8 protein-coding genes are annotated in these 11571 nt (G+C 72.1%); all 8 read right to left on the reverse strand.

The window, feature by feature from the left end; translation table 11 throughout:
- Nucleotides 1-33 precede the first annotated feature (33 nt).
- The 8 genes from TBIS_RS11925 to TBIS_RS11970 all read right to left on the reverse strand — a co-directional run bounded on the left by TBIS_RS11925 (nucleotide 34) and on the right by TBIS_RS11970 (nucleotide 11549).
- Nucleotides 34-285: a hypothetical protein gene (locus TBIS_RS11925; protein WP_013132645.1), complete on the reverse strand. Its 252-nt coding sequence runs from the start codon at nucleotides 283-285 to the stop codon at nucleotides 34-36.
- Nucleotides 286-387: 102 nt separating this feature from the next.
- The gene (locus tag TBIS_RS11930) at nucleotides 388-1707 is read right to left on the reverse strand and encodes a hypothetical protein (protein WP_148231517.1); all 1320 of its coding nucleotides are present in this window, start codon (nucleotides 1705-1707) and stop codon (nucleotides 388-390) included.
- A 582-nt stretch (nucleotides 1708-2289) separates the two neighbouring features.
- Nucleotides 2290-3672, reverse strand: coding sequence for a serine/threonine-protein kinase (locus TBIS_RS19435; RefSeq protein ID WP_013132647.1), 1383 nt, complete (start codon nucleotides 3670-3672; stop codon nucleotides 2290-2292).
- A complete protein-coding gene (locus TBIS_RS18240) occupies nucleotides 3669-5192 on the reverse strand; it encodes a serine/threonine-protein kinase (RefSeq protein WP_013132648.1) in 1524 nt (507 codons plus the stop codon). Before TBIS_RS18240 ends, TBIS_RS19435 begins: the two co-directional genes overlap by 4 nt.
- A 272-nt stretch (nucleotides 5193-5464) precedes the next feature.
- Complete coding sequence (locus TBIS_RS11955; RefSeq protein ID WP_041431529.1) at nucleotides 5465-8404, reverse strand: glycoside hydrolase family 3 protein; 2940 nt, start codon at nucleotides 8402-8404, stop codon at nucleotides 5465-5467.
- 64 nt (nucleotides 8405-8468) lie between these two features.
- Nucleotides 8469-9302 (reverse strand): carbohydrate ABC transporter permease, encoded by an 834-nt coding sequence (locus TBIS_RS11960; RefSeq protein WP_013132650.1) that lies wholly within the window; start codon nucleotides 9300-9302, stop codon nucleotides 8469-8471.
- The gene (locus TBIS_RS11965) at nucleotides 9299-10183 is read right to left on the reverse strand and encodes a carbohydrate ABC transporter permease (RefSeq protein WP_013132651.1); all 885 of its coding nucleotides are present in this window, start codon (nucleotides 10181-10183) and stop codon (nucleotides 9299-9301) included. Before TBIS_RS11965 ends, TBIS_RS11960 begins: the two co-directional genes overlap by 4 nt.
- Nucleotides 10184-10256: 73 nt before the next feature.
- On the reverse strand, nucleotides 10257-11549 hold the full coding sequence (locus tag TBIS_RS11970) for an ABC transporter substrate-binding protein (RefSeq protein ID WP_041432232.1): 1293 nt from the start codon (nucleotides 11547-11549) through the stop codon (nucleotides 10257-10259).
- Nucleotides 11550-11571 lie beyond the last annotated feature (22 nt).

Raw genomic sequence — 11571 nt, forward strand, 5'->3', positions numbered from 1 at the left:
GGCCCGGCCCACCCGCCGGGCCACACGCCACGGCTAGCGGACGCCCGCGGTGACCTCCTTGTCGGCGATCATCTTCGCGCCGGACTCGCGGGCGCAGTGCGCGCAGCAGTACCAGCGCCCGTTGAACTCCACCCCGTGACCGACGATGCGGCAGCCGCAGCGCTCGCAGATCGGGGCCAGCCGTGTGATCGCGCACTCGAAGCAGTCGAACACGTGCACCCCGCCCTGGGCATGCACCTCGAAGGTCATGTCGTAGTCGTTGCCGCAGACCTCGCACCTGGCCATGGCGTTCCCCCCGTCTCCAGCTCGTGCGGCACCCCGTGCCGGGATCTGGTCGCAAGGGGCATACCCGTACGCACCGGGAGAACACCACGCCTCGCCGCGCGGTCAGAGGGCCTTGAGCAGCTCCTTCGCCACCGCCTTGGCCCCGGACTCCGCCTCCTTCGGATCCATCAGCTCGGACTCCTTGGAGTTGATCGGCTGCCCCTCCGGCCGGTCCGATCCGGCGAGGATCACCCACACCACGAACCTGCCGCTCCGCACGTACACGTTGTAGCTGTTCGAGTACGCGGTGGCGGTCTGCTGGCGGACGTGCTGGCCGAACCCGTCGTCGCCCATCTCCAGCTTCTCGAGCCTGCTCCAGCGGATGCCGCCGATCGCGCTGCCGGCGGTCACCTTCGCGCCGGCCCGCTTGTCGACCAGGTGGAAGTGGGCGGCCTTCGGGTCGGGGAAGGCCCAGATATCGAGCCGGAGGTTGCGCCAGCGGACCTTGCCCTCATCGGCGGGGAGCTTGTCGTTCCACCACTGGCACCCGGTGACCGTCGCCTTGCCCTCCTGCCAGCGGACCGCCACGCCCTCGGTGCCCGGGACCAGCTTGGCGGCGAGGCTCTGGAGCCGGGTGCACTCCTCGGGCATCGGGATCTTCGACGGCGAGGGCGACGGGCTCGGGCTGGGCTTGGGCCGCGGCCGGTACGGCAAGGGCTGCCCGTCGCGCCAGGCCTTGACGGCCTTCGCCGCCTGGGCGAGCAGGTTCTTCACCTCCCGGAGCGCGTTCTCCTCGGTGACGGCCTGGGTGGTCTCCCCGCTGAGCAGGTCGGCTTCCTTGTCCTGCTGGGACGCCTCGTACTTCACCTGGATGATGACGTCGCCGACCCGGCTGACCCCGGCCCCGAAGGCGTACCGGGTCTGGTCGCCCTCGCGGGCCCACTGGTACTGCGCGGCCGCCTCGTCACCGATGCCCGGGTACTCCTGGGGCTTGGAGTAGTAGTGCCGCTGGGAGGAGATGCCCGCCTGGTACCTGTACTGCCGCAGCTCGCCGGTGAAGAAGTTGCGGGCGAACCGCTCGGCCGTGGTGTTGCCGACCGCCTCGTACTTGGTGATGCCGAGCTCGATGCGGCGCTTGCGCCGCTTCTCCCCGAAGGAGATGTTGTTGTTGACCCAGTTGCAGGAGTACCGCACGTAGCTGACCAGCGGGTCGTCGCGCTGGTCGCTGGTGGACGAGTCGATCTCCGCGTTCGGCACCAGCCGCTCGGTCTCGTCCGGGTCGAGCATGGCGCACGGGTCCAGCGCCGGCACCGCCGAGGACGTGGCCACCGGTGAGGTCGACGGGGCCGCCGTGGGCGGCGGGGCGGCCGTGCCCTCGTCCCCACGGCCCCGCAGGAAGAGGAAGGTCCCGGCGGCGACCGCGGCCACGGCGGTGACCGTCACGACCGGGAGCACCCAGCCGCGGCGCGCGGGCCTGGACGGCTGGGTCGGGTACTGCCACACCGGCGGGGGCGGCGGGGTGGGTCCGCCTCCCGGCGCGGCCGGTGTCCCGGCCGGCGTCCCCGGCCACTGCCCCATCGGCGGGGCGGCCCAGCCACCGCTCTGCGGCGGCGGTGGCGGCGCCTGGCCCCCGGGCGGGGCTGGGAACCCACCCCCGGGCGGTGAGGGCGCCTGGCCTTCGGGCGGCGGGGGCGCCTGGTGCGGCGGCAGGCCGCCGGGCGCGGGCGGCACCTGTCCCGGTCCGGGCGGCGCCTGGCCGCCCGGCGGCTGGGGGATCCGGTCCGCGGGCGGCGCCTGCCCTCCGGGTGGCGGGGGCGCCTGACCCGCGGGCGGCACGCCGCCGGGCGGAGGCGGTGCTTGACCGCCGGGCGGGACCTGACCGCCGGGTTGCGCGACGGCGGGGCCGTACGGCGGAGGGGGCGCCTGGCCGGAGCTCGGGCCGGGCGCCGGCGGCCCGCCGGGACCCGCCTGGTCCGGCCGGTTCGCTGCGTCGTCACCGTTGGTCATGTGGTCTCCTCGGGGGGTTCAGCCGAGCCCGGCGCGGATGAGTTCGGCCGCGCGGATCGCGACGCTCCGATCGCCGGGCGTGATCGCCCGGTCGCCGTCCCGGCCGTACGCGACGTGCACGATCAGGTTGCTGGTGCGAAAGACCACCGTGGTCCCGGTGGCGGTGCGGCTCGCGGGGTCCGGGGCGTCGCAGACGAACGCCTCGTCCGCGAGGCCCGGCCGGTCGCTGCAGGAGCCGGCGGGGTGCGCCGCCCGCTGCGCCGCGAGCTCGGCGGCCGCGGCCCGGACGCTCGCCGACGGGATCCGGTACCGCACGATCAAGGTCCGGTTCTCGCCGCTGACCCGCTCGATCCACCGGCATCCGGCGGTCTCCTTGTCGGAATCGGCCCTCGTCCCCAGCAGCTCCTGGATCTGTAGACGCGTGAGGCTCCGGCAGGGTTCGGGGATGGCGGTGAACCGCCCGGCGGCGTCGGCGGGAGGATCCGACGAGGTCAGCCGCCACGCGCCCAGCCCGGCGGCCACCCCGGTGGCGAGCACGAGCGCTCCGCCCAGGAGCAGGCGGCCCAGCCGGGCCCGCGGCCGCTCCCCCGGCTCCTCCGGCCCGGCGGCGAGCTCCTCCAGGACCCGCCGTACCACCTGCGGGGCGGGCCGGCGGGCCGGATCCTTGTCGAGCATGGCGAGCAGGAGCTGCGCGAACCGGGGCGAGGCGCGCACCATGGGCCGCGGGTCGTGGAGCAGCACCGCGGCGGCGATCGCGGCCGCGATGCTCCGGTGGAAGGGCGGCTCCCCCTCGACCGCCGTGTACAGGGTCGCCGCGAGCGACCACAGGTCGGAGGCCGGCCCCTCGGGCTCGCCGCGGAGCCGTTCCGGGGCCATGTACCCGGGCGACCCGGCCAGGTCCGCCCAGCCCTCGCGGTGCCGCCCCGCCGGGACCGCGATGCCGAAGTCGGTGAGCAGGGCGCGGCCGTCGGGCCCGATGAGCACGTTCGCCGGTTTGACGTCCCGGTGGAGGATGCCCCGGGCGTGGGCGGCCTGCAGCGCGTCGAGGACGGACAGGCCGATCTCGGCGACCCTCCGCTCGGGCAGCGGCCCGTCCTCGCGGATCACCTTGTCGAGCGACCGGCCCGGCACCAGGTCCATCACGATCCACGGCTCGTCCCCGTGCATGACGACGTCGTGGACCATGACGATCGAGGGGTGGCTGAGCCGTCCCGCGGCCCGGGCCTCGTGGATCGCGCGGGCGTGGTACTCGGCGCGCTCGGTGTGGCTGAGCCCGGACGGGGCGCGGACCTGCTTGACCGCGACATCGCGGTGGAGCAGCTCGTCGACGGCCCGCCACACGGTGCCGCCCCCGCCCTCACCCAGCCGTTCGGTGATGCGGTACCTGCCGGCGAGCCTCACGGCCGGGCCATCCCTCGCAGCCGGTCGGCCACGGCCTGCGCGGCCGAGATCGCCTGGGAGCGCACGTCGTCGAGGGAGGCGGCGTCGAGGTCGGCGTACTGGAGCCGGACGACGAGATCGCCGAGCCGGAAGATCACCTCGGTGGCCTGGGGCCGCCCGTCCGGGGTCATGATGTCGCTGCTGAACGCCTCATCGGCCAGGTCCGCCACGTCGCGGGCGTCGGTACGGACGACCTCGACGTTCCGGTTGACCCCGATCTCGTACCAGATCCAGTGACCCTCGCGCGGGCCGGCGCCGTACTGCCGGCGGAGCCCGCTCATCAGGGAGCGGGCCGACTCGGGGGTGAGCGACCACGGGTCGGGGGTGTCGGAGTCGGTCTCCGCGGTCAGGTCGATCCCGGCCCCGGTCACCGTCCACGCGCACCCGGTGTCGCGCCGTTGCCCCTGCGGCGGGCTCGGCACCCCCAGGTACCGGGCGACCTCGGCGCCGGCGAGGGTGCCGCAGAGGTCGACCTGGGCGGTGAAGGTCGGGGAGATCGGGCGAGGCCGGGCGGCCGGCTCCCGGTCCGGCCGGTTCAGCAGCAGGGCCGCGCCGGCGACGGCCCCGGCCGCCGCGACGGCCGCCACCGGGATGAGCCACCGCGGCCACCGCCGGCCGGTCTGGGCGGGCCCGTGGCCGGGCCGGATGTCGGGCGTCTCCCCGCGCGCGATGCGCCGCAGCAGCTCGAGCGCGGTCGCCGCGTCGGGGCGATGCTGCGGGTCCGGGCTCATCAGCCACGCGAGCAGCGGGGCCAGCGGGCCGGCGAGCAGGGGCGGCCGCGCGGAACCGGCGAGCGTCGCCCGGATCGCCTCGGCGGGTGAGCGGCAGTGCTGGTACGGCGCCACGCCCTCGACCGCGGTGTAGAGGGTGGCGCCCAGGGACCATAGGTCGGCGGCCGGCCCGCCGGGCCGGCCGGCCAGGCGCTCGGGGGCGATGAACCCGGGCGAGCCGATGAGCGCCCCGGCCTCGGTCAGCACCGGCCCGTCGGCCGGGCGGGCGATGCCGAAGTCGGTGAGCACGACGCGGCCGTCGGTGGTGAGGAAGACGTTGCCGGGCTTGACGTCCCGGTGCTCCACGCCGATGGCGTGCGCGGCGGATAACGCCTCGAGCACCCGGGCGCCGATGCCGGCCACCACGTGGGGCGGCATCGGGCCGTTGGCCGCGATCTCCCGGGCGAGGTCCCGGCCGTGGAGGAGCTCCATGACGAGCCACGGCCGGCCGCCCTCGATCAGCACGTCGTGCAGGGCCACGATGCCGGGGTGCCGGAGGCGGGCGGTCACCTCCGCCTCCCGCATGACCCTGGCCATCAGCTCGGCGCGTTCCGCCTCGGAGAGGCCGTCGGTGAGGCGCAGCTCCTTGACCGCGACCTCGCGGTCGAGCACCGTGTCCCTGGCCAGCCACACCGTGCCCATACCGCCGGTGCCGAGCGGGCGCAGCAGCTGATACCGCGAGGCCAGCGTCTGGCTCACCGATTCGGCCATATCGGGGAGAATAGCGAAACAGCCCTGGATCACCCGCGTTCGCGCACGTCCCCGCACGTGGTGCGCGCGCCCCGGAGATCGCGCTTCTCCTCCCCTGCGGCGGCGCCGGACGGCTTGTCTTCTCTTCGATGGCCCCGGCGGACGCCGGGCGCGTTCCCCGCGGCCGCACCGGGGACCGCTCCTCCCGGCCGGTGCCGGACCTCCGGACGGGCCCGCGTGGTGGGCGGCCCGGCCGGCGGTCCGGCGTGGCCGTACGGACGCGCGGCGTCCGGTCACCCCGAGGTGAGGCTCAGGTCCTTGATCCGCACGTCGCCCTGGAACACCAGGTAGAGGTCCTTGACCCCGGACGCCCCGGTGACCCGGGCGGCCGCCGTCTCGTACCGGTAGACGTCGCCGGTGGCGGCGACGGGCACGGTGGCGATCAGCTTGCCCTTGGGCGAGCCGAGGCGGAGCTCGATGGAGCCGCCGGAGGTGGAGGCGACCCCGGCGGTCACCCGGGACGGCCGCCGCTTGAGGTCGACGTCCTTGAAGACGATCCAGTCACCGGTGGAGCCCGCCACGGCGTCCCCGCGCGCCTTGGTCTCGTCCACCAGCTCGACGCCCGAATAGCCGTCGAAGTCGATCGCCCGGGTGGGGACGCTCAGGTCCCGGTCGGGGATCCGCTCACCCTTGACGTGGATCGTGGCCCGCTGCCGGATGTCGGCCGAGGACGCCCCGACCATGACGTCGTGGGCGGAGGTCTCGACCGTCCACTTGTTCCGGGTCACGTCCCACAGCGCCAGGTCGGCCTTGCGGATGGTGAAGGTCACGGTCTTGCTCTGGCCCGGGGCGAGCGTGATCCGCTGGAAGGCGCGGAGCTGCTTGACCGGCTGCTTCACCCGCGAGGTCCGCTGGTGGGTGTAGACCTGGACGACCTCGTCGCCCGCCCGGTGGCCGGTGTTGGTCACCCGTACCGAGACCTCGTAGGCGTCGCCCTTCTCGGCCACCCGCAGGCCCTGGTAGCGGAAGGTCGTGTACGACAGGCCGTGCCCGAAGGGGTAGAGCGGGGTGCCCTTGAAGTACAGGTAGGTCCGGTCCCGCTGCACGATGTCGTAGTCGAGGATGTCCGGCAGGTCGTCCGCCGAGCGGTACCAGGTCTGGGTGAGCCGCCCGGCCGGGTTGACGTCGCCGTAGAGCACGTCGGCGAGCGCGTTCCCGGTCTCCGCCCCGGCGTGGGTGGTCCAGAGGATGGCCGGCACGTGCTCGTCGATCCAGTTGATCGTCGTCGGGTAGCTGTTCTCCAGCACGACGACGGTGCGGGGGTTGGCGTTGAACACCGCCTTGACCAGCGCCTCCTGGCCCTCGGCCAGGTTCATGTCGGTGCGGTCGTGGTCCTCGCGGCCGTTGATGAACGGCATGCTGCCGACGACGACCACCGCCACGTCGGCCTCCTTCGCCTTGGCGACCGCGTCGTCGATGCCGCTGCGGACCACCTCCTTGGCGAACCGCGTGGCGTCGCCGGCCGTGGTGAGGGTGAGCGTGCCGTCGGGGGCGGCCTTGACGTAGGTGTTCGGGCCGAACCAGTCGTAGGCGGTCTCGTACCCGGCGTACCTGATCAGGTAGGAGCCGTCGTCCTGCTCCTCCAGCTTGAACTGCTCCTGCACGAACCAGCCGCTCGGCTGGTCGGCGTTGTTGACCAGCGTCGACCAGTTGGCCCGGCTGACGTACTTGCCGTTGGCGACGCTGCGCAGCGTCACGATGCCCTGGCCCCAGTCGAACACGTCGAACTGCTCGGTCTCGCCGATCGTGGTGGCGCTCAGCCTGAGGTCGGCGCCCTCGGGGCCGCTCCCCGCGGTGATGTACCTGCCGGTGGCGAGGTCCTTGAACGCGACCCGGTCGACGCCCTCCGAGGAGGTCACCGAGGCCGCCCGCTCCCGGATGCCGTCGAGCGGGGTGACCTGGTACGTCGGCCTGCCCGAGTACCAGTCGGTGTAGAGCACGTCGGCGAGCGGCCCGACCACCGCGACCTTCATCCCGGGGTCGAGCGGCAGGGTGCCGCGCTCGTTCTTCAGCAGCACCATGGCCTTGGCCGCGGTCTCGCGGGCGAGCCTCCGGTGGGCCGGGCTGTCGATCACATCCGGGGTGATCTTCGCGTACGGCCCGCCGTCCGGGTCGAACTCGCCCAGCCGGAAGCGGATGCCGAGGATGTGCCGGACGGCGGTGTCGATGTCCTGTTCGGTGAGCAGGCCCTGCGACAGCGCCGTCTTGATCGCGGTGATCGTGGGGGCGCTGTTCGTCTCGTCCGTGGTGAAGCTGTCGATCCCCGCCTTGAGCGCGGCGGCGTCGGCCTCGGCCAGGGTGGCGAAGTAGGCCTGCGAGCCGACGAGGTTGTTGGGCGCCCCGGCGTCGGTGACGTTGAGCAGGTCCCGGTCGGTCCAGGTCCGGACGGTGTCGTTGAGGTCGGGGTTGACCGTGGCCGGCCGGCCGTTCACCAGGTTGTACGCGGTCATGACACCGGTGGCCGCGCCGGCCGTGATCGCCGCCCGGAACGGCGCCTCGTAGTACTCGTGCTTGACCCGGGGCGGCAGGTTCGACGAGGTGGTGTCGCGGCGGATCTCGTTGTTGTTGGCGAGGTAGTGCTTGAGCGTGGGGGCCGCCCTGAGGTGGTCGGGGTCGTCCCCCTGGATGCCCGAGCCGTACGCGATGGCGATCGCGCCGGTGAGCAGGGGGTCCTCGGAGTACCCCTCCTCGTTGCGCCCCCAGCGCGGGTCGCGCAGCAGGTTGACGACCGGGGCCCACAGGTTGAGCCCCCAGACCACCGGGTTCTGCGCGTGGAATCCGCGCGCCTCCTCGCCGACGGCGGTGCCGACCCGCTTGATCAGCTCCGGGTCCCAGGTGCTCGCCAGGCCGACCGCCTGGGGGAACACGGTGCCGTTCGCCGTGACGACGGCGCCGTTGTCGGTGACGTCGGTGGACCAGGCGACCCCGTGCAGCGCCTCGGTGCCGGTCTTGAAGCTCTTGATGCCGAGGCGCTCGATCGGCGGCTGGTACTGGTGGAGGAGGGAGATCTTCTCGTCGAGCGTCAGCCTGCCGAGCAGGTCGTCGATCCGCTGGGCGAGCGGGAGCGTGGGGTCGCGGAAGGGAAGGTCGGCGTCGGCTCGCGCGGGGGCGGCCGTCAGGGCGAGGACGAGCGTGAGCGCGGGGAGCGCGCGGAGGGGCCTACGTAACGGCATCGCGCGGAGGGGCCTAGGTAACGGCATTGCGCCTCCAGGTCAGGCGTGAGGGACGCGTGCGGGCTCACTTGATCGCACCGACCGTGATGCCGCGGGTCAGCGTGCGCTGGAAGATCAGGAAGAAGACGACGGCCGGGAGGATGCCGAGCAGCGCGGAGGCGCTGGACATGGTGGCGTCCATCATCTTCTCCCCTTGCAGGACGCCGAGCACGACCGGCACGGTCTGGTTCTCGTTGGAGATCAGAAAGATCAGCGGCAGGAAGAACTCGTTCCAGGTCCAGATGAAGAAGAAGATGAGCAGCACGGTGAGGGTGGGCCGGCTGATCGGCACGACGATCCGCCACAGCGCCCGCCACCTCCCCGCGCCGTCGAGCGCCGCGGCCTCGAGGATCTCCCGGGGGAATTGCCCGAGCACCGCGGAGAGCAGGTAGGTCCCGAAGGCCGACTGGATGACCGTGAAGATCAGGATGACGGCGAGCCTGGTGTCGTAGAGCCCCACCTCCTTCGCCAGGTAGTAGAGCGGGTAGACCAGGGCCTCCTGGGGCAGCGTGTTGGCCAGGAGGAAGGCGACCAGGATCCACAGCCTCCCCCGCACCCGGCCGATCCCCAGGGCGTACGCGCTGAGCACGGAGAGCACCACGGCCGCGACCGCGACCGTCCCGCTGATCAGGAAGCTGTTCCAGAGCTTCTGGCCGAAGTCGACCCGGTTCCAGAACTCGATGATCCCGTCGAGGTAGATGCCTTTCGGCAGGCTCAGCGGCCCGCCGGAGGAGTACTCGGCCGGCGACTTCACCGCGTTGAGCGCGACGATGCCGAACGGGAAGAGCATCACGATCGCGAGCACGATGAGCGCGGCCAGCACCGCCCAGCGGCCGGGGGCGCGGACGGCGGGGGTCATGAGTCACGCTCCTGGAGGCGGAGGAAGAGGAAGGTCACCACGGCGATGATCAGCGCGAGCACCGTGGCGATCGCCGAGCCGTACCCGACGTTCGCCTTCTGGAAGAAGTTCAGGTACGAGAAGTACGAGGGCACCATGGTCGCGTCGCCCGGGCCTCCCCTGGTCAGCACGAAGATCGGCGCGAAGACCTTGAGCGCGGCGATCGTGCAGGTCAGCAGGACCACGTAGATCTCCGGGCGGATCTGGGGGATCGTGATGTGCCAGAACCGGCGCCACCAGGAGGCCCCGTCGATCTGGGCGGCCTCGTACAGCGCCGGGTCGGTCCGCTGGAGCCCGGACATGAAGATCACGACCGGATAGCCGAGCTGGAACCAGACCATGACGGCCATGACCGTGGCGAGCGCGAAGTCCGGGTCGCCCAGCCAGTTGACCTTCAGCCCGAAGATCTGGTTCACCGCGCCGTAGGAGGGGTGGAGCATCCATCCCCAGACCACCCCGGCCACGGCGATCGGCAGCACCTGCGGCAGGTAGTAGGCGGCGCGGAGCGCCGCGGCCGTCCGCGGCCCGAACCGCTTGGCGATGTAGTCGAACAGCGCCGCCGCGAGCACGAGGCCGAAGATCGTCGGCAGGATCGCCATCGCGACGATCAGCGCGATGTTGTGCCCGAACGACGCCCAGAACCGCTCGTCCCGGACGAGCTTCGCGTAGTTGTCGAGCCCGATCCACCGTGGCGTGCCGACCCCGGACCAGCGGGTGAAGCTGATCGCGATGTTCATGAGGAACGGCACGAGGATGACCCCGGTGAACAGCACCAGGCTGGGGAGCAGGTAGAGCCAGTAGCCGCCCCTCGGGCGTGGTCTCCGGGCCGTGGATGGCGCCATGAGCGAACCTTCCGGAAGGTCGCGGCCCGGCGGCGGGGCGGTGCGGCCGCCCGCGCCGCCGGCGATACCGCGGCTACTCGCCGATCTCGGCGAGGTTGTCCTGGTACGGTCGGGCGATCTCGTCGAGGACCTGCTGCGGCGTCTTGGTGCCGTTGATGAGCTCCTGGACTCCCGCGACGAGCACGTCGTAGTAGCCGGGGGCCGGCCAGTCGGGGTAGAACGCGAGGCCGTCCCGCGACGAGAGTGTCATGAAGTTCTCGACCAGCTCCTTGCTCTTCGGGTCGGTGATGGCGTCGGGGTCCGCCGCCACGGGCAGGCCGCCCGAGTTGCCGAGCAGGTTCTGGATGTCCTTCTGCATGGTGATGTCGATGAAGTCATAGGCGAGGTCCTTGTTCTTCGCCCGCTCCGGCACGACCCAGAGGTTGCCGCTCGACCCGGGGGCCAGCTGGCTGCCCGGCCACAGGAACGTGCCCCACTCGAAGTCCTTGATCTCGGACTGGAAGCGGCCGTACCACCAGCTCCCCGAGATCATGATCGGGTGCTTGCCGGACATGAAGGCGACCCCCATGTCCTCGGCCTTCATCCCGGCCGAGTCCTTGGAGATGTAGCCCTTCTTCACCCAGTCCGCGAAGGTCTGCGCCGCGTACGTGAACTCGGGGCCGTGGAAGTCGACCTCGCCCTGGTAGAGCTGGTAGGCGTTCACCCAGGACCGGTCGGCCTTGTTGAGCGCGAGCAGGTAGAAGATCTGCTGAGCGGGGTACTCCGCACCGGCGGTCGCGATCGGGGTGATCCCCGCCTTGACGAACTTGTCCAGCGCCGCGGTGAACTCGTCGAAGGTCGTGGGCACCTCGATCTGGTGCTTCGCGAACATGTCCTTGTTGTAGTAGACCATCACGAACTCGGCGTAGTTCGGCACGCCGAACCACCTGCCGGAGCCCATGACCCCCCGCTCGTCGTATCGCGCGGTGGCCTGCAGGGAAGGGCTGAGGAGCTTGTCCCATCCGCGCTTGGCGACCTCCTCGGACAGGTCGGTGAGCAGGCCCTGCTTGGACAGCAGCCCGGCGGTCGCGTTGCCCTTGTTGTACTCCATGACGTCGGGCGCCTGATCCGAGTTGAGGACCATGCTCGCCGTCTTCTGGATCTGTTCGAAGCCCTTCTCCTCGAACTTCACCGTGACGCCGGGATGGGTCGCCTCGAACTTCTTGATCGCCTCGGCCCACGCCTTGCCCATCGCGCTGTTGGGGCTCTCGTAGTGCCACACCGTCAGGGTCCTGCCCGACGGCGATTCGGAGCCGGACGATCCGCCGCACGCGGTGAGCGCCAGTGCGGCCGCGGCCAGCGCGGCCACCGCCGCGGTCCTGCCCATCTTGACCATGGTCCTTCTCCCG

Source organism: Thermobispora bispora DSM 43833, from assembly GCF_000092645.1.
Lineage (GTDB): Bacteria > Actinomycetota > Actinomycetes > Streptosporangiales > Streptosporangiaceae > Thermobispora > Thermobispora bispora.

Excerpts from the sequence above, each read along its gene's own strand:
- TBIS_RS11925 (WP_013132645.1), bottom strand. The coding sequence starts at position 285 with ATGGCCAGGTGCGAGGTCTGCGGCAACGACTACGACATGACCTTCGAG.
- TBIS_RS18240 (WP_013132648.1), bottom strand. The coding sequence starts at position 5,192 with ATGGCCGAATCGGTGAGCCAGACGCTGGCCTCGCGGTATCAGCTGCTG.
- TBIS_RS11955 (WP_041431529.1), bottom strand. The coding sequence starts at position 8,404 with ATGCCGTTACGTAGGCCCCTCCGCGCGCTCCCCGCGCTCACGCTCGTC.
- TBIS_RS11960 (WP_013132650.1), bottom strand. The coding sequence starts at position 9,302 with ATGACCCCCGCCGTCCGCGCCCCCGGCCGCTGGGCGGTGCTGGCCGCG.
- TBIS_RS11965 (WP_013132651.1), bottom strand. The coding sequence starts at position 10,183 with ATGGCGCCATCCACGGCCCGGAGACCACGCCCGAGGGGCGGCTACTGG.
- TBIS_RS11970 (WP_041432232.1), bottom strand. The coding sequence starts at position 11,549 with ATGGGCAGGACCGCGGCGGTGGCCGCGCTGGCCGCGGCCGCACTGGCG.